Genomic DNA, 26,749 nt, shown 5'->3' with positions numbered 1-26,749 from the left:
TTTTGCGCTGTTTCATCACGTTTGGCTTCAATGTTTTCTTTTTTGTTGGCTTCAAAGGCGTTTTTGCCTAAACCAACGTCTTCGTCATAAGCACGATTTTTTAAGCTGGTCATGCCATCGGTCTTTTTTTCATCAGACTGTACAAAAATCGTTTCGCCTGCCTCTTGTAGTCGGTCACGAATTTTGCGTTTTAGACAAACATCAGTAATCTCGCCATTTCCTGCAAAGTCAGTACGAGGACGGTTGCCGTTTAGGGGGTCGCCGTTTGGATTGGCATTATTCACTTCAATAATGATGGCAAAATCAATTTTATGGTTTAAGGTATTTTCGTTGGTGCTCATGAGGTTTCCTCTTATTTATCATTAAAAAATAGGGTGTTGTTGGACACTGATTGGATTATGCAGCATCGCTATCATTTTCTACTTCGGCTTTCGCGTACTCTTTGTCTAATTTAAATTGCATTTTTTGGCTGTGATACCCTAATAAAAATTCTCCCGATAATGCTGAATCATCGGTAAAACGGTCGCTGGTAAATGCACTCATAATTTCATCAATCAGCTGCTGTTTTTTAGCCAAGTAGCCGCCACGATTGGATTTTAGGCGGTTTTCATAAGGCTTTAGTGCCAGCTCAATGTTGCGCCATGTGGTAAAAGGTCGGTTGGCGAATTGTTGCATATAGCGCTGGGCGGTGGTGTTGCGCTTTTCTCCAGCGACATATAGCGCGAGGCTTTCGATATCTTCAGCAACTGCCAATAAACGTCCATACAAATAGTCTCGGCTGGTAAGCTCAGGTTGTAGTGCCACGGTATAGCTCCTTTTTTTATTGTCTGATTGTCTTAAATAATAGCCACGGTATAAGGCACATGCCGTACTTAGCGCTTGTTCCCACTCCCAATGCTCAAGTGCCAGTGGATTACAAGCGCGTTTGATGCACAGCTCGACCAGCTGTCTAGGAAAGCGGCGTGCTTCTCCTTCAGCAATACAGGGCAATACTTGAGCGACCACTTGTTTTTTTAGCGCATCGGACAGGCGTGCGCCATAGGCGACCTGTGCAATCTGCTTTGGGGTAGGCGATTGAATACCCAGTCGTTGTTGGTTGCTGTCATCATCTCTATAAGTGTGATACCACGCAAACTGCGTATACCACGCTTGTAAGGCGTCTATATATTCACTGGGCATACTTTCATGGTAGTACGTCACCGCCATACGTCCAGGGGTGGCGGCTTCTAAGGTAATAATAGAGATTTGCTGATGCTCGGGCAGTTGTTGGCGGTAGCCTTGTAAGGTATTGCGTAAATGTGTGGCAAAGCGATAACCCAAGTCGTTACGGTGCTGAAACGTAGGTTCTGTGTCTGATGCTTCGTCATCGTCATATTCTTCAAAGTCATTACTGTCGTTGTCAGATGTCTTAGATGCGTCTAGTACGTCCAGCGGTGCGGCGACGCTGGTTGGTTGCGGCACTTCGATACCTGATATTGACCATGCGACGATGGCTTGTCCCGCTTCTTCGCGTCCTTGTCGCGACAGCAGCCATGATAGCGCGGCGTGCGCCTTTTCGGTGACCACGGCGCTAATACCTGCTGCCTGCATACCTGTTGTATCGGTAAAGCGACCACGAAACGTGTAGCCTGTCGCATCATTAGCAGAGATGAGTTTGGCATTGGTCGCGCTGCGTAAGATGCGGTTGGGGTGCTTGCTGGCGAGTGGACTGGTGTTGCCAGTGATATAACAAAAGCCATCGGTACTGTCTAAAGTGGCGTAAAACTGCTGCCATGCGGCAAACAAGCTGTCATCACGCCATGTCTCGGTGACGTGCTGAGTGGGGGTGTCTAAACTACTGGCAATGACATTCCACGCAATAAATGCCGCCCCTTGATCGAAGACGCCTTTGTTTTTATTGAGCGCCGCTAAAATGCTATCGGGATAATCGCTGGCTTGTTCAGGGTAGGCAAGCTTACTTCTGTCATCAGGGTCAGTAATTAAAACATGAGCGTCGATTAAATCTTTGACCAGTGTGCCTTTTTTAACGTAAGTTAAGACGGCTTGTGCTTTGGGGTGTGAATGTTCGGAGCTGCACCATGTAGATAATATGTCTTCATATAATGGATACAAATCTTTTTTATTCTGACTGTAATCAAAAAAATCTTTAGCAACATATTGCAACTTATCGGATAGTGGATGTGCTACTGCACCGGATGTGCGATTGGCAGAGTCATTGGTCGCAGGAATGGCAAGGTATTTTGATTTAACTTTGCCATTATCATCGCGGCACACCTCAGCACGGACAAAGTCACCTTTGTCATTAATCGTGATGACAATTTGCACGTTTTGATTGACATGATAATAAGGCATCAGCTTCTGGTCTTGCGCTTGGATGTCGGCGTTTTGACTGGCGGCTTCATAGGTTTGGTAAAGTCGTTGTAACCAGCTCATAACGAGGCCTCCGTCTGACTTACTGACTGCATGTTATTATCAAGGGCAAAGTCTTTGGCGCTCATATTGCGGACAAACCGGTTTGGCATCCCGTTTTGGGCATCTAGCGTTAAGTTGTCAGTAGGCTTTGGAAAATCAATAACGCCAAAGTGCATAACGGCTTGCCAAAATCGGCTGTGCAGTGCGTCCAAGCCAGTCTCGTCAGGGTAGGCAAAACTATGAAACATCAAGCCATAACCCAGTTCATCAACGTCATCATAAGCACCTTTACCGCTACCAAATTCGCAAGGCTCAACATAGCCTTGGCACTCGCGTGTACCTAAAAATATATCTTGGCGTCCGCCTTTATTCAGCATGCGCTGGGCAATACTGTAATGTTTGCCATCAATGCGGTCAGCGGCCAACTCGGGGCGGTGCATGTTCCATTCAAAGTGCGCTTGCACTTGATAGGCGACATCATGCAAATAGGTGTAATACGCCAAGTCGTTACCGCTTTCATTAAACTTAATCGGCTTGACACCTTTGGTTTGTGTGCGGATAGGATTGATGACGCGCACTCTGTCGATATACCAGATGATGGAGGGTTTCCAGTAAATAGATTTACAAACCCCTTTTAACGCCTCATAAGTCGGCAGATGATAGCTGGTTTTTTCGCCACCAATACGAGTGATGGGGTCGGTAAACAGGGCATGACGCCCTCTAAGTAAAAATTCAATTTGGTTTTTCACAGTTTCTCCTTTTATTTTGTATTTTGATATAGTGCGATGCGCGTTTGCATAACTGTCCTAAAACGCTAATAAATCCAATTCACTCGTTCCTTCAATATTAAGTCCCATCTGAGCGTCATAAAAGGCCTCAGATAAGATAAAAATACCTGTGTCTCTGACGGTATGTAACGCGCCTGCGGTAAATAGAGCATCAAAAGTATGCGCAAAGACATTGATACTGTATTGTTGCGCGTCTCGCACCAGCTGATAAAAATGGCTGTCACTCACGCTTGTATTGCAAAGCGCGCTAATCAAATGCCGTCCTTCCTCAAGGTACGGCACAATAATGGCTTTGGTTGGTGCGTCGATGGCTTTAAAGGTGCGCCCTGCGTCCATAAAGGACTGCCAAAGCTGCGGAAATTGCTCGGCTTGATGCCGCTGCGCATTGTTATTATTAGTCAATGGATTGGTGCTATTACTGCTCAGCCAGTTATATAAGGTTTCGGTACCTGCAGATTTACCTTTACTGTCTTTAATGGGATATGCCATTTCTTTTATACCGTGCTCGGTCTGATAGTAGTGATGGAAAAACTGCTGCATGATGTCGGGGTGCAGCAAATGTACATCGCCATACGCGTCATGCGCCCATTGGGACAGAATATTGCTCATGATGGCCTTGCCTTGAGCGATGGTAGGCAGTTTACTTAGGTTTTCGCTCTCTGGACGTACGATAAATACTTGCCCTTTGACAGGCTTGTCTTGGTCGTCACGCATCTCACCATGACGGTTACAGCGTCCCGCCGCCTGCGCAATACTATCAAGCCCTACTAAAAAGCGCACGATGGAACGAAACGACACATCCACGCCAGCTTCAATCAGTTGGGTTGATATAACCAAAGTCGGTAAACCTTGTTTTAAACGGTTTCTAATTTGGTCTAATAAGTCTTTACGGTGGCGAGCGCATTGGGACGTACTTAAATGATATAGCTCGTTTTCAGACACGGTGTCTGATAGTTTCTGATAAAGCTGACTGGCCCATGTCTTAGTATTAACGATGACCAAGGTGCTGCTAAATTGAGCAAAATTATGATTAACATAATTTGTCAAGCCATCTAAATCTTGAGGGTTTTTAGTATGGTCATGAATATCGACGCGCTGCAAAGTATCGAATAGGGTATGTAGCTGAGTGCGCTCGCCAATGATTTCGGTAGCAGAGTTCAAGCTGCCATTGTGTGCTATCGGTAAATTGTCCAGTACGGGCTGGGTGGCGGTGCACAGCACAGCAGTAGCGCTGGCATGGGTGGTTAAAAAATTGAGCGCGCTACAAAATAGGTAGTAGCAATTCATTGGTAAAGTCTGTATCTCATCAAAAATGAGCACCGCACGGCTTAGCTGATGCAAGCGTCTGACGCCTTTGGTGCCGCCGCCAAAGCAGCTTTCTAAAAACTGTACCATGGTGGTAAATACAATGGGAGCGTTCCAATTATCCATAATCAGTTTGCTCTGCCACGTCTGTACGTCAGGCTCTAGGTTTGAATGTTGTTCTAAAACCCATTGACCATCAAAGACACCGTTGGGGCCTTCTTCTTCTAAAATTTTGCGCACCTCAGCAGCGTTTTGTTCAATGATGCTGGTAAAAGGGATGATATAGATAATGCGGTCGAGGTTGTGGCGTTTAGCATGCTGCACAGCAAAGCGCAGGCTGGCAAGCGTTTTGCCGCCACCTGTTGGTACAGTCAAAGTAAAAATACCTTGGTCAGACTGCGCCGCGTGTAGGCAGGTTTGGGCGATGTGGTTACGTTGTTCGTTGATTGGGTTTGGCGGGCTGTGCTCTGCTTTATCAGCGAAGCCTTGATAAAGGGTTTCGATTTTATCTATCGCGATTTGCCAGTCTGGTCGCTTATAGTCTAAAAAATGGGCTTGATTTGGGTGTTCGAAGGCGATACTGTTACTACGGTCAGCATCAATCAGACAGCTAAACAGTAAGCGGGTCAAAAATCCCAAATAAAAGTCTTTTTGCTTGTCCGTAGCGCGACTATCCACCATGATTTTTTTGACAATGCCTTGAAACTCTTTTAGCGTGTCTTTTTTAAAGCTGTCATCCAATTGCGCAAACAGCTGCTCTTGCTTGGCACGCTCTAGGGCTTGGGTATAGTGGGTTTTTTCTTCAGGTTTGTTTTTGCGGTTGAGTAAATATGGTTGGGCATTTTGTCCGACGACATTAACAAGACCGCTATGATGTGATGCCACGCAAATGAACATCATATCCGCCAGTAGTTGCCCCTCATAGCGGCGGATTTTTTGTTGTGTATGTGCTTTTAGATAACTTGAGCCTAATTTTTCAAACTGCTCTTTAAGATAAATAGCGCCCGCTGTAGAGTGGTCCACTGAGCCTTTCGTTGGTTTCCCTCTACGTAATATTTCAGCCTCTTCATCTTCATCTAAACCCAATTCTTTATAGTTATCATGGATGACACACTCTTTTATATATTCTTGAAACGCCGTGCTGTATTTGCCAAGGTCATGTACCAGTCCAATCAATTCACCTGATAATGGCAGCCCGATTTTCAGGGCTAGCGCCCTACTTATTTCTGCCGTTCCTGTTAAATGATCATAGAGTAGCTGCTCAGCGCCATCACTTTGCCGTACATGCGCAATAAACTTCTGCTCAAGAGAGTCTGCTTGCTTATTTTGAATATTTAGATTTTTCATTGGTGCGCTATTATCCAAACATAAGTTGTTTAAAATATTTAGGATAACAATATCTTAATTTAGTAAGGGTAACAACATATAATTGAAGCATTCGCGACAACAAATGTCGTTAAAGATTTAAAAGGCAATAAAAAACCAGATAACCTAAGTTATCTGGTAATTAATTACACTTAGTAGTCTATCTACTTACAGTAATCTGTCCCCCTGAGAAGCTAATACACCCTTCGCAAAACCAAGAGCGCAAACTTCTTGCATAAGGTATATCTGCTGGTACATCAAGCTCGTATGGACGACCGCAGTACTCACAATGCACATCGTCTAGATATGCCTGACACTTCGAGAGTGTCCTAAACAGTAAAGAGTAGCTTATACCGTAAGACTGACATAGGATCTCTACATGAGCGAGATAATTATCGGGCGAATTATAAGACCAGTACTCACGGCAAAAGTCTTTAACTGCCTCATTAAGCGTTGGGTCGAACACGAAACTTATACTCATAGTATTCTCCTTAGTAGCCATAGATGGTTTGCGGTAAAAGGACATAAAGCTCGCTTTCTAACTGGCTGAACATCTCGTCAACTATATAGCCACTATTAGCATCTAAACGTTTCTGTACCCATACGCGTATCGCCATATGATTATCAAAACAAGGTTTCATTCCTAAGAGGCGTACTAAACCAGTGCCAGATTGAATAAAAAGTTCACGAATGAGCGTATTAGCAATCTCATTAGCATCTTCACTGATAGCACCATCAGGCTTAAACTCGCTAAACAGCTTTTCATAATTAATGATTTTCATTGTGACGTCTCCTAGTCAGCAGAGGATTGAACCAATTGACTACGATTGACTAAAGCCTCAAATGCACTACCATCCTGCCGAGTCATATTCGGTACGTAACGGCTATACGTGTTGAATAGCATCTTGGTCGTAGAGTGTCCCATTTGACTGGCAATCCATTCAGGACTTTCGCCAGCAGCCAACCATAGCGTCGCTGCAGTATGACGAGTCTGATAAGCATTGCGCTTTTTCAGACCTAAAATTTTAAGAGTTGGATGCCAAACACGCTTATTCACGTTGTTGTAATCAAGTGGTTCACCCGTATGCGCGCAGAACACATAGTCAGAACGCTTGTATGTAATGTCTTGCTGCTCCACTAGGGCCTCATATACCCAAGGAGACATCTGAATAGCTCTATAAGACTCCTGCGTCTTAGGCGGTACGATCTTACCTTTGACCAAAGCTTGCTTAATGACAATCTCGCGACGATTAAAGTCGATATTTTCCCAAGTTAAGCCATCGATCTCACTCGTACGCATACCTGTAAAGAATCTTACTAAGTAATAGTTACGATAGTCTTCCCTAACGCCGTTAATGAACGTCCAAACCTCCTCAAGCGTGAAAGGTTGAATATCAGTCTTAGGCTCCTTAAGGGATTTAATATCGTAGTAAGGGTTTTCAAAATGGTAGCGTTTAGAGGCTTCTTTTAGTATCATACCTAAAGGTACCATTATCGAATTGATGCGTGCCGCTGACAGATGTTTGTTAGCTTTTCCGTACGTTACTTTGGCGAGCGATGAACGGAAGGCTAATACATCTGTCTTTTTTATGATATGAATAGGCTTAGTGCCAAACTTAGGCAATAAATACATATCAATAATTTCTTTAATCTTACGTTTGTAAGTATCACGCCATTCGATCTCTTTTTCAGAAAACCATAGCAGCGCAAATTCCTTAAATGAAAGGACGTCACTTTGAAGACAGTCCTTGCGATCACTTAACGCCATCATCTCATCGCATTTATCGCTTTTGGGGAAATACTTAGCATAACTAAATATGCCCAAGGTAATCTCTGCTTCCATTTTTTCAATCACTTTTTCAAGCTTTTTACGATTCGCTGGCGTGTCAATGAGGTTTGTCGTCTCCCTACAGCGTTTGTTCATATAGCGAAAGTCGACAAATAGCATATTGCTACCCTTACGTGTCCTAATACTAGCCATGATAGTTCTCCTTATTGTAGTGCCATAGCGTTGATGCTACCGGTAATACCAGTACGCATATCTTTTTCGATCTCTTCCCAAACATATAAAATTTTGCGTCCACCAAACGGCCGGATGTAATGAATACCTTCGATAAGCACAGTATCTTTGAGCTCATTACGTATCGTACGAGGGTTATACTTAATGAGCTCAGAAAGCTCTTGGGTAGTTAGGTAGGTATGTGACATAATAAATTCCTTATAAGCCAATTAAATAACTAGATTGTTTTATCGAGATAACAAATAATTTTATGAAAGTATTTTGTTGTTCGATAGAAGTACTTTACTAGCTATCGTAAGTCGATGCAAGTACTTTTTTAGTCTATTGAGGAATTATTGATGATTTTATGTAATTTACCGGTACTACTAGCTGAACGGCGTATGAAAGTGGCAGATTTGATAAGAATGACAGGAATTAGCAAGTCGACTATGCACAAGATCTATAATGAGCAAACATCAAGAATCGATTTCGAGACTATGGATAAAATTTGTGAGGCATTAAATATTGAGGTAGGTGATTTATTTACTTATGTACCTAACGAGTCGCTAGATGAAGAAAAGTAAATTAGTTTTAGGGTGGTTTTAGAACAACTAGAGTAGAGGTCAAAAAGACTATATTGATAAATAGGAAAAATTAAGGGAAGGCGCAACTTGGGCACATTTTGGGCACACAGATTTTTCAGTGCTAATTGTTTAAATGTAGAAAGGTCTAAAGTCTAATTAATATTAATCTATCTATTCCGCCACAGCCCTTATATCTCAGGCATAAAAAAAGCCCCAATCTTAAGATTGGGGCTTTTCGAATCTGGTAGGCGTAATCGGATTCGAACCAACGACCTCTACCATGTCAAGGTAGCGCTCTAACCAACTGAGCTATACGCCTATTTAGGCCATGCATTTTAGCAAGTTTTTCAGACTTTGCAAGCCTTTTTTATAATTATCTTATTTTATTATCATAGTATTTGACGTCGCGCGTTATTATCAAACACTACAGTATGTTTTTTATGTATATTTTCTAAATATTTATTTTAACCAGTTTAGTTTTTATTGTTAATAACAGAGTAAAACTTAATGGGTAAGCTCTTATAACTGATATCATATTCCTCTAACGAATGTGGTTGTCATAAGAGCAATGATGTAAAGTCATTTGTGTCAACTAGGTATTCAACGAAAATTAGAATTAGTCGGAGAATGACATGGGCTTATTGGTAGATGGTAAGTGGCAAGACAAATGGTACGACACGGAAGAAAACGGCGGGCGATTTGAGCGTGAAGATGCCGGGTTTAGGAACTGGATCACCGCAGATGGTAGTGCAGGTCCTACGGGCGTAGGCGGGTTTAAGGCTGAGCCTGATCGCTATCACCTGTACGTGTCGCTAGCCTGTCCTTGGGCACACCGTACTTTAATTTATCGTAAGCTCAAAGGTTTGGAGCAGATCATTCCGATCTCTGTGGTCAACCCTTACATGGGAGAGAATGGTTGGACGTTTGCAGAGGGCGAGGGAGTAATCCCTGATCCGCTTATCCATGCAGATTATGCTTATGAGCTTTATATTAAAGCAAAACCCAATTATACGGGACGGGTTACTGTTCCGATTTTATGGGACAAAAAGACCAATACGATTGTGAGTAATGAATCATCAGAGATCATTCGTATGTTTAATTCAGCTTTTGACGACGTTGGCGCTCTGGCAGGCGATTTCTCGCCAGCATCGTTATTGCCAGAAATCGATGATATCAATGCGTTTGTCTATACGACGATTAATAATGGGGTGTACAAGGCTGGATTTTCGACCACACAAGAGGCTTATGAAGAGGCGGTGATTGAGCTGTTTGCCGCGCTAGATACACTGGAAGCGCGCCTAGCAGATAAGCGTTACCTCACAGGGAGCACTATCACCGAAGCGGATTGGCGACTGTTTACCACCTTAGTTCGTTTTGACGCGGTCTATGTTGGGCATTTTAAATGCAACCTACGCCGCATTATCGACTATCCAAACCTGTGGGGCTATCTGCGTGATCTATACCAAGTGCCTGGTATCGCTGAGACAGTAAATATGGAGCACATCAAGCAGCACTATTACACCAGCCACGCCAATATCAACCCCACTCGTATCATCCCTATTGGCCCTGCTATTGATTTTACGACAGCCCATCATCGTGATCAGCTATAGACATGTTTGCTTTATACATGTGAACAAAAAAGGCTAAGCATAAATAGAATTTCAATAAAAAACACCCCAGCGACTATGAAGCAGCTGGGAAGCAGCTGGGGTGTTTTACAATGTAAAAGGCATTTTAATTGATATTAACCATTATTTAACTGCCGAGCTGCCTCAAGTGCAAAGTAAGTCAAGATACCATCGGCACCGGCGCGGCGAAAACCAATAAGCGATTCTAGGATCACCGCATCAGTCAGCCAGCCGTTTTGAATAGCTGCCATGTGCATCGCGTATTCGCCGGAGACTTGATAGGCAAAAGTCGGTACGCCAAAGGTGTCTTTGACTTCACGGATCAGATCGAGATAGGGCTGACCAGGCTTAATCATCACCATATCTGCGCCCTCATTGATGTCCATCGCCACTTCGTGCAAAGCTTCAGCGCGGTTACCAAAGTCCATCTGATATTGTTTTTTATGACCGCCTTTTAGGTTGCCGGCGCTACCGACTGCATCACGGAACGGCCCATAATAAGCAGAAGCGTATTTGGCAGAGTAAGCCATGATAGCGGTATTGACAAGACCTTCGCTTTCAAAGGCATCACGCATGGCTTTGATACGGCCATCCATCATATCACTTGGAGAGATGATATCAGCGCCAGCTCTAGCATGGACGAGTGCTTGCTTGACCAGCACCTCAACGGTGTCATCATTGACCACATAACCACTGTCATCAAGCAAGCCGTCTTGACCGTGTGACGTATAAGGGTCGAGCGCCACATCGGTCATCACCACCATCTCAGGCACTGCGTCTTTTAGTGCTGCTACGGCACGCGCGCTTAGTCCATTCTCATCATAGGCCGCTTTGCCATCAGGAGTTTTTAGCGAGTTGTCGATAACAGGGAAAATATCGATAGTCGTCACGCCCTCGCTTAAAAGCTCTTTGGCATAATTAATCAATAGGTCTATCGATAAGCGCTCAACGCCCGGCATACTGGCGATGGCCTCGCGCTGATTACTACCTTCTAATACAAATACTGGGGCTATGAAATGTTTGGGGTGAAGCTCGACTTCACGAATCATAGCACGGATATTATCGTTGTAGCGCAAGCGGCGCAGGCGAGTCTCGGGGAATTGACGATTAAACGTATAAGACATTGTTTTTTCCTTATTATTAGTTTTAGTAAGTTTGAGGGGTAATCATTAAATAAGTAAAGCATCAGATGCAGCTAAAATTTTTAGCTTTTATATATAGCTACTATTTATATATAACTACTAAAGGTAGCACATAACAACAAAAAGCCCCACCAAGAAGGTAGAGCTAATTGTTATAAAAATAATACGCTAGCTAGTTATCAAATGTTATATAACCATCTTTATGGAGTGACAATCTGTGGCACTGGTACTTGCTCAGTAGGTGTCTCTTCAGTCAATACCCCAACCGCTGCATCAGCGTCGTTGTCATTATCGATATCGACAATCGCAGTCGGCTTAAAGTCAACCTTCACAGGCGTCTGTGCTTGTTTGATAGCGGCGGCTTCTGGTGCTGCAGCTACTCGCGCTGAGCTAGCAGCGTCGATAGCATAGGCCGCTTGCGACTCGGCATCTTTGGTTAATAAAGTACCAACTTGGGCCAAGTTAGTATATTGCGGAACCGGAATCGCGACAGGTGTATCGAGATTGGCACCGCCGCCAAGCGCTTGATATAGCTCGATTTGACTGATGATTTTTTGTAGCTCTAAGTCTAGAATGCCTTGTTGAGTGTCAAACAATGAGCGCTGAGCATCAAGGACATCGAGATAGTTTGAGATACCAGCTTTAAAGCGCGCATCAGCAATCTCATAAGTCTGATCAAAGTTATCTTGCAGGCGGTACTGAGCTGCGAGCTGCTCGCCTAGAGTTGCGCGAGTAGCGAGCACATCGGAGACCTCACGGAACGCCGTTTGAATTGAGCGCTCATAGCTGGCAAGCGTTTGTTCGCGCTCGATTTGTGCGACATCGTAGTTTGCATCCAAACGTCCAGCATCAAAGATGGGTACGCTGATATTAGGGCCAAATGACCAGCCGACTGCATCATTATCGAACAAGTCGCTCAAGCCATCGCTACGGACACCAACGCTACTGGCTAAGCTTATCGTTGGGAAATAAGCGGCACGGGCGACAGCGATATTTGCGCCCGCGGCTTTTAGATCGTATTCCGCTTGTAATACATCAGGGCGATAGCGTAGCAGCTCGCTTGGCAAGCCGGCACTAAACACCTCGTGATTGGTGATATTGCTGACAGCGGGTGCTGGGATAAGCTCAGTAGGTACCGGCGCTCCTAATAAGAACTGCAGAGCATTTCTGGAGGTCAAAATACTGCTTTGCGCACGTAGTACCGCAAGTCTTGCACTCTCTAAAGCTGCTGCAGATTGCAAGGAAGGCAGCTTAGGATCAATACCGGCTTTAAAGCGCTCTTGCGCAATAAACAACGAGCGCTCACGGCTCTCAACAGTTGCCTCGGCGAGTTTGAGCTGCGCTAAGCTATAGCTAAGATTCGCGTAGCTCTGCGCGATATTACTAATCAGACTAATTTGAATAGAGTCTTTGGCTGCCGTCGTTGACAAAAATCTCTGCAACGCTTGATCTTTTAGGCTATCGATTCGGCCCCAAAAGTCCAGCTCATAGCTTGCCAAACCGAGATTGACACTGTAGCTATCTGTCGTCTGTCTACCGCCAGTACTGCCAAAAGGCGTCTCAACGCGCGGAGAGGATTGGCTTTGGCGTGAATAACCTGCCTGACCATTGATAGTCGGCAAATCATTAATATCAGTAATACGATACTGCGCGCGCGCTTTTTCGATAGCCAAACGGGCACTCTCAAAGTCTTTGTTATTTTCCAGTCCTAACGCAATCAGAGCTTTTAGGCGCTCATCGCTATAAAAGTCCTGCCAGCGCTGTCCGGCGATACTTGGCTGCTCAGAGGTGCTGACAGTCTCATCACCAAAAGCGCCATAAGCTTGCTCAATCGGCAGGTTAGGTTCGGCAAGAACGGGGCTTGTATCTGCTTTAGGGATAGTATTACAAGCGGCCATACTCAGAGCCAAAAAGCTCAGGCCAAGTAGGCGCGATGATTTACCAGTAGCTAGTAAAGCTTTAGAGCTTACCGCTCTTACGGCTGAGTTAGAGGTTAAGAATAAAGAACTCATTGTGTATTATCTCCAAAGCTTACAGGCTGATAACTCGCAGGAGGAGTTAATGATTGCTTATCTTCTGTAGGGGCAGATGGGACCGGATTATCACCGCCGCCGTTACCACCTGGATGGTTATCATCATCATCCCCTTTACCATTGTGAGCTTCATTGCCCTTATAAGGGAACATGCTGCGCACCCAAATATAAAACATCGGAATAAAGAAGATGCCTAGTAAAGTGGCACTAACCACACCACCTACGACACTGGTACCAATAGCAGTTTGGCTGCCTGACCCTGCGCCAGTAGCTATGGCTAATGGCACAACACCGATACCAAAGGCAAGCGAGGTCATAATAATTGGACGTAGACGTTGTCGCGCTGCGGTCATGACGGCCTCTCTGAGACTATAGCCTTCTTCTTGGTGCTCTTTGGCAAATTCAATAATCAAGATGGCGTTTTTGGCGGACAAACCAACGACGGTGAGTAGACCCACTTGCAAGTAGATGTCGTTAGCAAAACCGCGTAACCACGTAAATATCACCGCACCCAATACCCCAAGTGGAATAACCAATAGGACAGAGAAGGGGATAGACCAGCTCTCATAAAGCGCAGCTAGACATAAGAAGACAACTAGAATCGATAGCGCATAAAGCATAGGCGCTTGCGAGCCTGATTTTTGTTCTTCAAGTGATAACCCAGTCCATTCGTAACCGATACCTTCAGGGAGCTGACTGATCATGTTCTCCATAGCTGACATGGCTTCACCAGTACTAAGACCAGGTGCCGCATTACCTTGAATATTCATCGAAGGTAAGCTGTTATAACGAGTCAAACGCGGTGAGCCTGACTGCCATTCGCTACTTGAGAAAGCATCGAAAGAGACCATGTTACCGGTTTCGCCGCGCACATACCACTTACCGATGTCATCAGGATTGGTACGGCTACTGGCTTCACCTTGAACATAGACACGCTTGATACGGCCACGATCGATAAAGTCATTGATGTAGCTTGAGCCCCAGGCGGTCGAGATAACGCTATTGATACTGCCTAAAGATAGACCATAAGCGGCGGCTTGTTCTTGATTGATATTGACTTTGAGCTGCGGTGCATCTTCTTGACCATTAGGACGTACGCCAGATACTTTATCATTCTGTGCTGCCATGCCTAAGAGCATATTACGGGCTTCGAGTAGGCCATCATGACCGAGGTTACCCACATCTTGTAGCATCAAATCAAAACCACTAGCATTACCAAGCTCAGTAATCGCAGGCGGTACGATAGCAAAAACTTGCGCTTCATTTAACTGGGTAAAGAAATAACCCATCGCGCGATCTGCTACCGCTTGTGCGGTGTTTTCATCGCCTGAGCGCTCCTCCCAATCTGACAGTCGAACGAATGCCAGACCCATGTTTTGGCCTTGACCTGCAAAACTAAAACCAGCAACGGTAAAGACAGAGGCAATGTTGTCGCCTTCTTGCGTGTCGTAATAATTTCTGACTTTATCGAGCACGTCTTGTGTTTCATCTAGCGTGGAGCCAGCAGGAAGCTGGACTAAGGTGAACATAATACCTTGGTCTTCTTCTGGCAAAAACGAACCTGGAATACGCAAGAACACCACTGCCATAATACCGATGATGGCGGCATAGCCGATCAGGTACAACCACTTAAAACGAATACTTTTGCCGACGAAGTTTTCATAAGAGCGGCTTAGCTTAAAAAAGCCGCGGTTGAACCAGCCAAAGAAGCCTTTTTGTTGTTCAGTACTGCCTTTTTCATGACTCTTACCACGTTTTAGCAAGGTCACACATAGGGCAGGGGTGAAGATTAGAGCCACCATGGCTGACAGCGCCATGCTCGTGATCAAGGTGATAGAGAACTGACGATAAATAACACCTGTCGATCCCCCAAAGAAGGCCATCGGTACAAATACGGCAGACAAAATCAGCGCAATACCAATAACGATCTTACTGATCTCGCCCATCGACTGAACGGTTGCATCTTTGACCGAAATATCAGGGTTTTCTTCTAATATTCGCTCGACGTTTTCGACGACAACGATCGCATCATCAACCAGTAGACCGATGGAGAGTACCATCGCAAACATCGTCAAGACGTTGATACTAAAGCCTGCGATATAAAGCACAGCAAAAGTACCTAGCAAGACCACTGGAACGGCAAGAGTAGGAATGATGGTGGCGCGCCAGTTCTGCAAGAAGATAAACATCACGATAAAGACGAGTACAATCGCCTCGATAAGTGTCTTGACGACTTGCTCGATTGATAAGCGTACAAACGGCGTGGTGTCATAAGGGACAACAGAGCTTAGGCCTGCTGGGAAGTTGGTTTCTAGCTCGGCTATACGTGCGCCGACCGCCTCACGGGTCTCTAGCGCGTTTGCGCCTGCAGCCAATGAGATACCTAGAGCTGCCGCTTCTTGACCGTTATACAAGGAGATGACGCTATAGTTTTCACTGCCGATTTCGACATCAGCGACATCGCCGAGGCGTACTTGCGCGCCCGAGGTGTCTGTTTTTAGCAAGATATCTTTAAACTCTTCAGGCGTTTGTAGATAGCTCTGTACGGTGACGGTGGCGTTAATCACCTGTTGTTCTGTGTCAGCAGGTGCTTGCCCTAACTGACCGGCTGAGACTTGCGCGTTCTGCGCGCGTACAGCGCTGACCACGTCAGAAGGAATCATGTTATAGCTACGTAGGCGTGCAGGATCTAGCCAGATACGCATGGCATAAGAAGAGCCAAACACTTGCACTTCGCCCACGCCTTCCACACGACTGATTGAGTCAAGCACATTGGAGTTGATATAATCGGCAATATCAGCACGATCCATACTGCCATCTTCAGAAATAAATGCCTGCACCATCATAAAGCTACTGGAGGACTTATTGACGTTGACGCCTTGGCGCTGTACTGATTCAGGCAATGAGCTCATCGCCGCTTGCAGTTTATTTTGTACTTGTACTTGCGCGGTATCAGGGTCGGTACCGTTCTCAAAGGTTAGCGTCACTGAAGCGCTACCGTTTGAGGAACTCGATGAGGAGATGTACATCAGCCCATCAAGGCCCTTCATGCGCTGCTCAATAATCTGCACCACAGAGTTTTCGACCGTTTGCGCGTTTGCACCAGGATAAGTGGCACTAACAGAAACGGTGGGCGGTGCGATACGCGGATACTGCTCAATCGGCAAATTAACAACCGAGATTACCCCGATAAGCATGACCAAAATGGCCAACACCCATGCAAAAATAGGGCGATCAATAAAAAAACGTGACATAGTATATCCCTAGGTCTTCCTATCTTTGAATGGAATTAATTAGCGGTGGTAGCAGTGTCCTGCTCAGAAGTGTCATCAGCTACCGTTTTCGCAGCTTGCTGTGGTGTTTTGGCGGTAGGCGTTGCAGGTGCACCATTAGCGTTTTCTAACGGCTTGACCACGACCTCCTGCTCAGGCTTAACTTTAGAGCCGCCTATAACCACTAGCTTATCGCCACTACTTAAGCCATCGGTGACCACCCATTGACCATCATAAGTACCATTAATGGTAACAGGACGGACTTGGATTTTATTATTTTCATCAACGATGTAGACTTGTGAATCGCCTTTAGGCGTACGCATTACAGCGCTTTGCGGCACTAAGGCTGCATTAGGAATTACGCTTTGAGTCAGACGCGCTGAGACATACATACCTGGCAGTAGCACGTTATTAGGATTTGGGAAAATAGCTCGTAGAGTCACCGCGCCAGTAGATTGATCGACTTTAGCTTCAGACAGCGCAAGCTTGCCACGCACTGGATACACTGAGCCATCTTCTAGGACCAGCTCGACAGAATTCATACCCGCCTGCGCTTTACCTTCAGCTATCTGCTGACGAAGCTGCAATAGCTCGGATGATGACTGACTGATATCGACATAGATAGGATCTAAGCGAGAAATCGTCACCAAAGGCTCAGATTGACTGGCGTTAACTAAGGTTCCTGCAGTAACGCTTGAGCGGTCACTACGACCAGTTAAAGGGGCGCGTACGATAGTACGATTGAGATCCAAAGCGCTAGCATCTAAGTTTGATTGCGCGGTTTTAATCCCAGCCTCAGCGCTTCTAATGCTCGCTTCAGTTTGTCCGACTGCAGCGCGAGCACTCTCTAGAGCCGCTTGCGCTGTACGTACGGCAGTTTGCGCTTGGTCATATTGCTGCTTGGAGATAGCGTCAATCTCAACCAAGCCTTTTAGACGCTGAAAGTCATTTATCGCTTGTGCTAATGAGGCTTGGCGACTGGCTAACTCTGCTTTAGCATTGGCATTATTGGCGATAGCGGTTTGGCGATTAGCCTGTGCTTGCGCGACCGCCGCTTGACCACTAGCGACCGAGGTCGTGTAGTTGTCAGTATTGATACGATAAAGCGGCTGGCCTTTTTTGACGTTACTGCCTTCACGGAACAGTACTTCGTCAATTACGCCGCTGACTTGAGGGCGTACATCAGCCGTCTGATAAGCGGCAGTACGACCAGAGAAAGTCTGAACTTGAGGCACAGTATCAAAGCTGACAGTTTGGACGTTGACGACAGCGGGCGGCATCTGCTGCTGAGCGTTTTCACCCGCAGCGGCGTCTTCTTTATTGTCACAGCCGACCAGTACTGTAGCCGATAGTACAGATGCTATTACAAGCGCAAGATAAGAATGCTTCATCAAGGTCCTCGGTAAAGTAGTAAAATATAGAATAAAAGATATAGAGGTAGAGCGTATCATAATCAAAAAATAGCTTGTTTTTCGAAAAGCAATAATAAACTTTATAGAAGTTTATAGCCAAAAAATAAGAAGCTATTGATAAAATTGATAAATAGGGCAGTACCGCTAGCTAATTATAGGACGTCAAGTAAATTTAAGGCGTTATTATAAACTATAGGGTTTACCCCGCAGTCAAGTGATTCACGATAGGAAAGCTGACAAAAACTGACCGCACTGTGCTCGCTGAGTAAATAAAATCCCGCCATAGTAACCGCTACACCAACCAGCAGCTAATAAGAAGATATACAACCCGCTATGCAAATTTATTGTAATTTTTTGTTATAATTGTAAAGCCATAGTGTTATTGAGGTTTTAAAACCGCCAAAAATCTGCTTTGTTAACAAATTGACTAATTAATCAACCCCTAATTATGACCTTTAAAGTATAGCGACTTAAACCAGTCAGTAGCCTCTAATGAGCGTGGTCAATCAGTATTTAACCATTAAAAAATCCTGACACAATTATAGTGCCGTCAGGATTTATGAAACTTAAAGAAAGGTAACTATTTGCTGACACACCCGTTTTAAGAGGGTGTCTTTTTAGAGACTGTTGCTTTTGATCAATGAATATTTATGGCTCGGTTGCTCAAAAACGCTGCTAAAAAATGAGCCGTCTCAATTAGCTAATAACACAGACGATTCATATGTCATTATACCAATCGTGCGCTAGCGAGCTCAGTCAGCTGGTACAGACCTTGACGATAACGGTTGTCAGGCAGTGTGCCCAGTGCTTGCTGGGCCAATCTCGTCTCCTCTAGTGCACGCTGTTTACAGTAATCTAATGCGCCGGAGCTGCGGACGAGCTCGATAAGCTGCTCAGCATTCGGCGTTTTCCCCGTTTGTACGGCGATACGCAGCTGCTCATAACCTTGCTTGTCGCTGTTTTTGAGTAGCTCAAGCGCCTTAATAGTCGGTAGCGTTGGCTTACCTTCACTCAAATCATCGCCTAAGTTTTTGCCCATCAGCTCACTATCGCCGCTGTAATCAAGCACATCATCGATAATCTGGAAGGCATTACCAAAATGCTGACCAAAATCAGCTAGGGCTTGTAGATGCTGCTCTTGTCCTTGCAAAATAGCCGCGCCTTGGGTCGCCATCATAAATAGGCGTGAGGTCTTACCGTCGATAATATTGAGATAGTCGGTCTCTGTCGCCGCTGGATTATGCTGATGCTGTAATTGTAATACCTCACCTTCAGCGATATCACAAGTGCCATCAGAGAAGAGCTTTAGCAGCTCTAAGCTTTGAAAGCCAACCAATAAGTTAAAGGCGCGAGCGATCAAATAGTCGCCCACTAATACTGCAGTGGCATTATCCCATGTGGCGTTTGCCGTCGGTTTACCGCGGCGCTGTCCTGACTCATCGATCACATCGTCATGCACTAAGGTGGCAGTATGTAGCATCTCAGTAATGGCTGCTAGGTGCATCGCTTTTTCTGATGGATTGTCGTCAAACATACGGGCACACAATAGCGTAATCAGCGGGCGCATACGCTTACCACCGGCATTGATTACATGCTTTGAGACGCTCATCACCAATTGTACTTTTGAATTGAGACTACCAAAGACTTGCTCATCCATAATGTCAAAATCATGAGCGACGATGCTTTGAATGTCCGTATAATTAGGCACTTGAGAGGCAAGGTCTGAAGAAGCTAAAGAAATGCTGGTCATAATATAGAGTCGTATTTATTAGATGGGTTTTAAGATTTGCCTATAATAGCACAGCCTATTTGGTTAATTGGTGAATAATATGTGTTATTGGTTTTAGTCACTAGGCCGTAGCCGGCTCATTGCTATCGACAATATTGCGTCATAGCGTCAGACTAAGTGAAATTTATAGAGTAGTTGCTAAGTAATAGCTATTAAGCCGTCTCAATAAAAACAGAAATAGCTATTGAATAAGTATGGAATAAAATAAACTATATGTTATTGATTTAATGAGCTATAATACTACGCTTAAGGCTAGCTAGGCTATCGCTATGATTATTAAGATGATAAGACCTAATACGCGCTGCTAAAACCAGACAATCGGCTTGCTTTTATCATTCAGAAAACGTAAAATAACGCCTTTAATTTTTCCCTGTCGTGTTCGTTATTGAAGCGTAGGTATAATATCTACCACGGCACACGGGTTAAACGGAGTCAGACAATGTACGCAGTAATCAAAAGTGGTGGTAAGCAGCACCGTGTCGTAGCCGACGAATTGCTAAGAGTTGAATTGCTTAAAGCAGAGAAAGGCGAAACAATCAAATTTGAAGACGTGTTGATGGTTGTTGACGGCGATGACGTCAAAATCGGTCAGCCTGTTGTTGATGGCGCTAGCGTAGAAGTTGAAGTTGTTGAGCATGGTCGCGGCGAAAAAATCCGTATTATCAAGCACAACCGTCGTAAGCATTATCACAAAGAGCAAGGTCACCGCCAATGGTACACCTTGTTAAAAATCAAAGCCATTAATGCCTAATTATCCGTTTAGCAACGTTTGCTAAATAGCGCACTAAATGCTTAAGAGTTGTCGCATAAGCGATAAGTCACATTAACAAGGAGATTTTCTCATGGCACATAAAAAAGCTGCCGGTTCGAGCCGTAACGGTCGTGATTCAAACCCAAAAATGCTAGGCGTAAAAATCTTTGGTGGCCAAGCTATCACAGCTGGTAACATCATCGTTCGTCAACGTGGTACAGAATTCCACGCAGGCGAAGGCGTTGGCATGGGTCGTGACCATACTTTATTTGCACTAAATGATGGTGTGGTAAAGTTTGAGACTAAAGGTAAATTTAACCGTCGTTATGTAACGGTTGAAAACGCATAATTATCTATTTAGGTCATTTTATTCTTTGAATAAAACGATTGGATAATTAAAAAAGCCCTTACTGCCTTATGGTAGTAGGGGCTTTTTACGTTTATAAGACCTTATCAATTAATATTGGCTTTTGTTAGAGATTGGTTTTTGTTAGCAGTTTGGTCAGCAATTTTATATAGCATAAATACTCGTCACACTTAGCTCACTGGCTCTTTATGAGCACAGTGTTAATAATTTATCATGATAAATGCAAACTTTTACCGTGTAACTGCATTGGTTACAAGCGTGTATGGCAGGCGTAGTAATGATTGCAAATCATGACTAGGCGCGTAATAAAAAAACTGGCACACTGTTGCCATTGCTGATCGATACCTGTTTTGCAGTGTTGAGATTGGTATCAACAGAAAAAATTTTAATAAGCTATTCTATTTTTAAGCGACTATTTTTAAAGCGATGATGCTTTTTTAGAGAGGATTTATGATGAACTTATCTACGAAAAAATCAACCAAACAGAAGATGATGAGTGGTGCTTTAGCAGGTGTATTAATGACATCGTTAGGTATCGCAGCGCCGATGATGGCATTGACTCAAATAGCCACAGCAGCTCCTGCTGATAACCTAACAGCTGCTAAACGTTTGAACAAATTGCTGACAAATACCAAGAGTATGACTGCCAACTTTAGCCAGACAACCAAAGGCGCGAGCAGTGGTACGTTTAAAGGCTCTATGAGTGTCCAACGTCCCAATAACTTCCGCTGGGAAACCAAATCGCCCTCAGAGCAATTGATCGTTGCCAATGGCAACTCTATGTGGATCTATGACAAAGATCTAGAGCAAGCGACTAAACAAAATGTGGATAGCCAAGTAGGCAATACGCCAGCGCTATTGTTGTCAGGTGATCCAAGTAAGATTGATCAAAACTTTAAAATCACTCAGCCATATAGCAATAAGAACTACTATGTGTTGTATCCAAAATCTGATAATGCCAGCTTTAAGAGCCTATCCATGAGCTTTAGCGGCGGTAAACCTGTGATGATGGTACTAAACGATACGCTAGGTCAAACGACATCTATTAAGTTTAGTAGTATCAAAATGAATCCAAGCATCGGTAGCAGTCAGTTTAAGTTTACTCCACCAAAAGGTGTTGATGTTATCAATCAATAAGGACGAGCTAATTGATGAAGCAGATTATGATGCTTTGCTATTTATCTAAGGTTGAAAGCCTCTAAGAGTGACAACCCCTAAGAGTAATAGCCAAATAAAAAGGACGGATCTTATATGATCTGTCCTTTTTTATGAGCGTAATGATAGTTTGGTCAGCAGAAAAATTAAGACATAGCTCGTATGGAGTCCATATCTGGCATTGGTGGTAGCTCATCTAAATGACTCAGCCCAAATGCATCCAAAAATTGTGCGGTGGTGTGAAGGAGCGCTGGGCGACCTAAGGTCTCCTTAAAGCCTTTTTCAATGATCCACCCCTTATCAAATAGCTGGCGTAGTATATTGCTTGATAACGTCACACCGCGCACTTGCTCGATGTCACTACGTGTCACAGGTTGCTTATACGCAATAACGCTCAAAGTTTCAAGTAAGGCTTGGCTCAGACGCTCTTGACGCTGCGGGAAAGTCTGCTGAATCAAGCCGCTATAGGCATCGGAAATTTGCAATCGGTAGCCGCTGGCTGTCTCATGTAGGTTCAGCACACCGGTCTCTAACCGTCGCTCTAGCACCTCTAAGGCTTGCTTTAATTCCTTAGTAGATAATGATAAATGTTTTCTTAACGCGTGAGCTGTCAGCGGCGCCTCTGATGCATGCAGCAGCACCTCGATGTGCTTGCTCACATCTTCAAGAGAGGTATGATCTTCCTCAATAGAGGCAGTAGCAGCGGCACGTGTAGGCTTTGCTTCATCATGCTGCTTCGGGTCGTCAATATCTACCATCTAAAATGTGCTCTTGTTTTAATATCATGGGATCAATAGTAGGTTTGGCGGCTAACCTGATGCTGGTTAGGCCAACCACTGTAATGTTAGTTCTTGGGATTGATGGTCTATATCGGATGGATCGGTATCATATTTTATTAACGTGCTTGCATCATTATTGGGTTCTGTATAGACCACACCAACTAATTGCCGCTTAATCAGTTCAAGTACGGCGACAAAGCTCACGACCACGCCTATCTTACCCTGTGCTTTGTCTAGTAGCTCATAAAAGGAGCGGGCACCATCAGTACTCAGTTGCCGACTAATGCTAGCGATACGATCAGAAAGCGGCACGATATCAGTTTTGATGGTATGCATTTGATAGTCTGGCTGTAGCTGCATTTTAAACAAGCTATCGATCAGCAGAGTAGGCGAGTAGCTAGGCAGCTCAGCATTCATAACGTCTTGACTGGGCATACTTACCATCGCTAAAAAAACATCACGCTCTAAACGTATCAGATTGTCTAAGCGCTGACTGGCGGCTTTGATTTGCGCGTACTCTTCTAGGCGCTCAATCAGCTCTGCTTTTGGATCGCGCTCATCGGTAGGCGTGTCAGGGGTAGGCAATAGTAATTCGGTTTTAATAGCAATCAGCGTCGACGCCATCAGCAGATAATCACCTGCCAATTCAAAATGCTCAGTATCCAATTCGCTAATATAAGCCAGATACTGCTCAGTGATGGGTAAGATAGGCATTTGGGTCAAATCAACATTGTTCTTTTTGACCAAATATAATAAAAAATCTAGTGGACCTGCAAACTGCTCTAGCCAAATCGCAAACGCTTGTGGCGGAACATAAAGATCGTCTGGTAGATGCTGTACTGGCGTCTGATAGATGCGTAGAGCAGTCGTGTTGGATGTATCCATAAGTCTTAATGTTCCTGGCGCACTGCCATAAATAGTCCAGCACCAACATCTAACGTATGACAAATATAACGAGAATCATTGGTGAATTCTGCCAAGAACTCGCTCACCTCATTACGATGAGAGATGACATTATCGACAATAAGTACACTACCGACGTCCAATGCGTTATGCAGACCTCGGATATAATCGATATAGAATTGCCGCTCTGCATCCAAAAATACCAAGTCAAAGACATCTTCATTGCTATTTAAAAAAATCAAGGCATCTTGCACGATGAGTCGAACAGAGTCAGACAGTCCCGTATTTTGCAGATGCTGGCGAGCAGCTTCACTGCGGTTTTTGTCGATGTCTAGCGATATAAAGTCACATTCAGCCTGATGCCGCAAACCATACGCCAGCCACAATGTCGAAAAGCCCGTCGAGGTACCAATCTCTAATACCTTTTTGGGCTGTCTGATCGTGGCAATATTGGCCAAAAACTGCACCGCATCTGGTTCGACATGGCGATGACGAGCCAGCCGATTGGATTGTTCAGAGTCATACGTACTGTCAGCCTCGTATAAAGACTGACAGTAAGATAAAAAATGGCTTGGATTAAATGTCGGCATTATAAACGATCAGAAGTCATTTATTTAAGCTTCGCTAGTGGGCGAATACCAATGGCACGGCGGGCTTTATCCAGCTGCTTACGGCTATGACGACGGGCTTTATCTGCGCCCATTTGCAAGATTTCTTCCAGCTCTTTTGGATTTGCCATCAATTCTTGATAGCGCGCGCGGAAAGGGGCGATCTCGTTATTGATTTGTTGGAACAACTGCTCTTTGGCGTCTCCCCAGCCAATACCTGATTCATACTGCGCACGCAAATTAGCAATTTCTTCAGGCGTAGCAAACGCTTTATAAATCTCAAAAATTGCTGACGCGTCAGGATCTTTTGGCTCTTCTGGCAATTGTGAGTTGGTCACAATACGCATGATGGCCTTACGCATCATTTTTTCAGGATCGGCTTGGCTATTAAACTCGCCAAACAACGGAATCACGTTGTTATAGCTTTTGCTCATTTTGCGACCATCGAGACCTGTAAGTAGCGGTGTGTTGTCGTCGACCAGGGCCCTAGGCTCAGTGAACAATGGCTTGTAACGATGATTAAATGTACCTGCTATATCACGCGCCATTTCAATGTGCTGAATTTGGTCACGGCCAACAGGTACATGCGTGGCATTAAACATCAAAATATCAGCAGCCATCAACACAGGGTAGCCAAACAACCCCATGTTAATCCCTTGGTCAGGATCAACGTCTTCTTTTTCCATATTGGCATCGACCGCTGCTTTGTAGGCATGAGCGCGGTTCATGAGGCCTTTGGCACACGAGGAGCTCAAAATCCATGACAACTCCAAAATCTCAGGCACATCTGACTGACGATAAAAAGTCACGCGCTCAGGATCAAGACCACAGGCGAGCCATGTCGCGGCAATGGCTTTGGTTGACTCGTGAATGATCGCAGGATCATGGCAACCAATAATGCTGTGATAATCCGCTAAGAAGAAAAAAGCGTCGCTATCGCTGTTTTGAATAGACTGGATGGCCGGACGAATCGCGCCAACATAGTTACCAAGATGCGGAATGCCCGTCGGTTTGATTCCTGTCAAAATGCGTTTATGTGGGGCTGCTTGTCCAGAACTGTGATTGTCGCTCATGAAAAATCCGTTGTTTTGTTTGTCAAATTATTATAATGCGTGATTAAAAGTGCAAAATAGCAGTCACAAAGTATAGCAAATTTTATCAGCCCTTTTGAAAATAAAGGCCTACTTATAGATATCCGTACGACCATTTGGCCCATGTTTAAAGCGGCGATGGAACCACATCCACTGAGTCGGGTCGATACGAATGAGACTCTCTAGTATTTCATTGACTCGCGTGGCGTCAGCGACTTCATCACGACTTGGATAGTTGTCAAGCTCTGGGGTGATGGTCAAGTGATAATGAGGTCGCTTACCACGTGGTAGATTATCTGGTGTCTGCCGATAGGTGTGTAGCGCCATCACGGCGGGTGGATGCGTTTTGCTGCCTAATTTTGCCATACGGCGTGACGCGGTAATCGTTGCTGCTGGCACGCCAAAGAATGGTGCCATAACCCCTTGTTTTAGACCATAGTCCTGATCGGGGGAATACCAAATCACATGCCCCGCTTTGATAGAGGTGACTAGGCTTCGCATGTCACGGCTGGAGATTTGCTTACCGAATATATTGGTACGACCATTATAGATAAACCAGTCCAGTAAAGGGTTATTTTGCGTACGGTACATACAATCGACAGGGAAGAATTGAGAACACAGTAAGCCGCCCAAATCCAGCATCGTATAATGCGCACCCAATAGAATAACCGGACGCTGCTCGTTTTGCGCATTAACAAGATGCTGTAATCCCGAAATAGATACCGTTCTAGTAAATATATTTGGACGGAACCAAGCACATAGGGTTTCAAACACCCCAATACCTTGATTGACAAAGACTTGCTTTGCCATCAATTCACGCTCAGCTTCTGGCTTTTCTGGAAACGCCAGCTTTAGATTAATCAGAGTGTCACGCCTACGTGAGCCTGCAGCTTTATAAATCAATATGCCGAGCTGACGCCCCAGCCAAAACTGCCAACGCAGTGGCAAATATATCATGGGTAACATCACCAAAAACAACAACCAAATACCCCAATACGTTGGCAATAAAAACTGCCATTGAAAGGGCTTGTTTTCTGCTTGCGCGGTACGCTTTTGATTTTGCGTAATCGTTGGGGTGCCAGCAGGTATAGCAGGCGACTTATTGGATTGCTGCCTACTGGATGATGGTATGCCGTTAGTGTTGGAGGGTTTACTAGGATCGTATTGTTCTGGCGCTTTCATAATATCCTTCTGCCGCACCGTGTATCACATTGCAGCTAATGATGAAAAGTTATTGATATGATGGGGTAGGCTCAAATGCTTTGCAAGTGAGAATGTTTATAAGGTTCTTAATTTGCAGTGCTAATATAAAGTACGTATATCGATAGCTATTGCAATGAGAGATATAGTGAAACCATTATAAAAA

At 44.6% G+C, this 26,749-nt stretch carries 23 protein-coding genes and 1 tRNA gene; 5 read left to right on the top strand and 19 right to left on the bottom strand.

Annotated features, from left to right (window positions below; genetic code table 11):
- From B3V51_RS10535 to B3V51_RS10500, 8 genes are all read right to left on the bottom strand, one after another.
- Positions 1-341 (bottom strand): type I CRISPR-associated protein Cas7 (locus B3V51_RS10535; protein WP_286708382.1); only part of this gene is annotated, 341 nt, incomplete at its 3' end.
- Between the two features lie 55 nt (positions 342-396).
- Complete coding sequence (gene cas8c / locus B3V51_RS10530) at positions 397-2,433, bottom strand: type I-C CRISPR-associated protein Cas8c/Csd1 (RefSeq protein WP_093068664.1); 2,037 nt, start codon at positions 2,431-2,433, stop codon at positions 397-399.
- A complete protein-coding gene (gene cas5c, locus B3V51_RS10525; protein ID WP_093068667.1) occupies positions 2,430-3,161 on the bottom strand; it encodes a type I-C CRISPR-associated protein Cas5c in 732 nt (243 codons plus the stop codon). Before cas5c ends, cas8c begins: the two co-directional genes overlap by 4 nt.
- Positions 3,162-3,218: 57 nt before the next feature.
- A complete protein-coding gene (locus B3V51_RS10520) occupies positions 3,219-5,852 on the bottom strand; it encodes a CRISPR-associated helicase/endonuclease Cas3 (RefSeq protein ID WP_093068669.1) in 2,634 nt (877 codons plus the stop codon).
- Between the two features lie 178 nt (positions 5,853-6,030).
- Entirely contained in the window at positions 6,031-6,351 is a 321-nt protein-coding gene (locus tag B3V51_RS10515) for a hypothetical protein (protein WP_093068671.1), read from the bottom strand.
- Positions 6,352-6,361: 10 nt separating this feature from the next.
- Positions 6,362-6,652, bottom strand: coding sequence for a hypothetical protein (locus tag B3V51_RS10510; protein ID WP_093068673.1), 291 nt, complete (start codon positions 6,650-6,652; stop codon positions 6,362-6,364).
- Positions 6,653-6,663: 11 nt separating this feature from the next.
- Complete coding sequence (locus tag B3V51_RS10505; protein ID WP_093068675.1) at positions 6,664-7,851, bottom strand: Arm DNA-binding domain-containing protein; 1,188 nt, start codon at positions 7,849-7,851, stop codon at positions 6,664-6,666.
- 11 nt (positions 7,852-7,862) lie between these two features.
- Positions 7,863-8,078 (bottom strand): hypothetical protein, encoded by a 216-nt coding sequence (locus B3V51_RS10500; protein WP_093068677.1) that lies wholly within the window; start codon positions 8,076-8,078, stop codon positions 7,863-7,865.
- Positions 8,079-8,228: 150 nt separating this feature from the next.
- On the opposite strand from B3V51_RS10500, the gene B3V51_RS10495 reads away from it, so the two are divergent.
- Positions 8,229-8,453: a helix-turn-helix domain-containing protein gene (locus tag B3V51_RS10495; RefSeq protein ID WP_093068679.1), complete on the top strand. Its 225-nt coding sequence runs from the start codon at positions 8,229-8,231 to the stop codon at positions 8,451-8,453.
- 242 nt (positions 8,454-8,695) lie between these two features.
- Here the strand turns inward: B3V51_RS10495 and B3V51_RS10490 are convergent.
- Positions 8,696-8,772, bottom strand: a tRNA-Val gene (locus B3V51_RS10490).
- 313 nt (positions 8,773-9,085) lie between these two features.
- Here B3V51_RS10490 and B3V51_RS10485 point away from each other — a divergent pair.
- The gene (locus tag B3V51_RS10485; RefSeq protein WP_093068682.1) at positions 9,086-10,063 is read left to right on the top strand and encodes a glutathione S-transferase family protein; all 978 of its coding nucleotides are present in this window, start codon (positions 9,086-9,088) and stop codon (positions 10,061-10,063) included.
- Between the two features lie 134 nt (positions 10,064-10,197).
- On the opposite strand, the gene hemB is transcribed toward B3V51_RS10485, so the two are convergent.
- The 5 genes from hemB to B3V51_RS10460 form a co-directional block, all read right to left on the bottom strand.
- Entirely contained in the window at positions 10,198-11,205 is a 1,008-nt protein-coding gene (hemB, locus tag B3V51_RS10480; RefSeq protein WP_071001995.1) for a porphobilinogen synthase, read from the bottom strand.
- Positions 11,206-11,423: 218 nt separating this feature from the next.
- The gene (locus tag B3V51_RS10475; protein ID WP_286708381.1) at positions 11,424-13,235 is read right to left on the bottom strand and encodes an efflux transporter outer membrane subunit; all 1,812 of its coding nucleotides are present in this window, start codon (positions 13,233-13,235) and stop codon (positions 11,424-11,426) included.
- Positions 13,232-16,510, bottom strand: coding sequence for an efflux RND transporter permease subunit (locus B3V51_RS10470; protein ID WP_286708380.1), 3,279 nt, complete (start codon positions 16,508-16,510; stop codon positions 13,232-13,234). Before B3V51_RS10470 ends, B3V51_RS10475 begins: the two co-directional genes overlap by 4 nt.
- Before the next feature lie 35 nt (positions 16,511-16,545).
- Positions 16,546-17,919 carry an efflux RND transporter periplasmic adaptor subunit gene (locus tag B3V51_RS10465; protein WP_201610345.1) on the bottom strand — a complete coding sequence of 458 codons (1,374 nt, stop codon included), beginning with the start codon at positions 17,917-17,919 and terminating at the stop codon, positions 16,546-16,548.
- A 748-nt stretch (positions 17,920-18,667) separates the two neighbouring features.
- Complete coding sequence (locus tag B3V51_RS10460) at positions 18,668-19,690, bottom strand: polyprenyl synthetase family protein (RefSeq protein ID WP_286708379.1); 1,023 nt, start codon at positions 19,688-19,690, stop codon at positions 18,668-18,670.
- Positions 19,691-20,168: 478 nt separating this feature from the next.
- Between B3V51_RS10460 and rplU the strand changes: the two genes are divergently transcribed.
- From rplU to lolA, 3 genes are all read left to right on the top strand, one after another.
- The gene (rplU, locus tag B3V51_RS10455; protein ID WP_286708378.1) at positions 20,169-20,480 is read left to right on the top strand and encodes a 50S ribosomal protein L21; all 312 of its coding nucleotides are present in this window, start codon (positions 20,169-20,171) and stop codon (positions 20,478-20,480) included.
- Positions 20,481-20,571: 91 nt separating this feature from the next.
- Positions 20,572-20,829, top strand: a complete 258-nt coding sequence (rpmA, locus tag B3V51_RS10450) for a 50S ribosomal protein L27 (protein ID WP_058025936.1) — start codon at positions 20,572-20,574, stop codon at positions 20,827-20,829.
- A gap of 468 nt (positions 20,830-21,297) precedes the next feature.
- The gene (lolA, locus tag B3V51_RS10445) at positions 21,298-21,984 is read left to right on the top strand and encodes an outer membrane lipoprotein chaperone LolA (RefSeq protein ID WP_286708377.1); all 687 of its coding nucleotides are present in this window, start codon (positions 21,298-21,300) and stop codon (positions 21,982-21,984) included.
- Between the two features lie 164 nt (positions 21,985-22,148).
- Here the strand turns inward: lolA and scpB are convergent, their stop codons facing one another.
- From scpB to B3V51_RS10420, 5 genes are all read right to left on the bottom strand, one after another.
- Complete coding sequence (gene scpB / locus B3V51_RS10440) at positions 22,149-22,760, bottom strand: SMC-Scp complex subunit ScpB (protein WP_286708376.1); 612 nt, start codon at positions 22,758-22,760, stop codon at positions 22,149-22,151.
- 66 nt (positions 22,761-22,826) lie between these two features.
- Positions 22,827-23,666: a segregation and condensation protein A gene (locus B3V51_RS10435; protein ID WP_286708375.1), complete on the bottom strand. Its 840-nt coding sequence runs from the start codon at positions 23,664-23,666 to the stop codon at positions 22,827-22,829.
- Positions 23,667-23,671: 5 nt separating this feature from the next.
- Positions 23,672-24,274, bottom strand: a complete 603-nt coding sequence (locus tag B3V51_RS10430; RefSeq protein ID WP_071001986.1) for an O-methyltransferase — start codon at positions 24,272-24,274, stop codon at positions 23,672-23,674.
- A 20-nt stretch (positions 24,275-24,294) separates the two neighbouring features.
- Positions 24,295-25,365, bottom strand: a complete 1,071-nt coding sequence (locus B3V51_RS10425) for a tryptophan--tRNA ligase (RefSeq protein ID WP_071001985.1) — start codon at positions 25,363-25,365, stop codon at positions 24,295-24,297.
- Between the two features lie 108 nt (positions 25,366-25,473).
- Positions 25,474-26,565 (bottom strand): lipid A biosynthesis acyltransferase, encoded by a 1,092-nt coding sequence (locus tag B3V51_RS10420; RefSeq protein WP_286708374.1) that lies wholly within the window; start codon positions 26,563-26,565, stop codon positions 25,474-25,476.
- Positions 26,566-26,749 lie beyond the last annotated feature (184 nt).

The organism is Psychrobacter sp. UBA2514 (assembly GCF_002341255.1).
In the GTDB taxonomy this organism is placed as follows: Bacteria; Pseudomonadota; Gammaproteobacteria; order Pseudomonadales; family Moraxellaceae; genus Psychrobacter; species Psychrobacter pacificensis.
The sequence above is the reverse complement of the archived record's forward strand: the minus strand, read 5'-3'. Positions and strand labels throughout refer to the sequence as shown.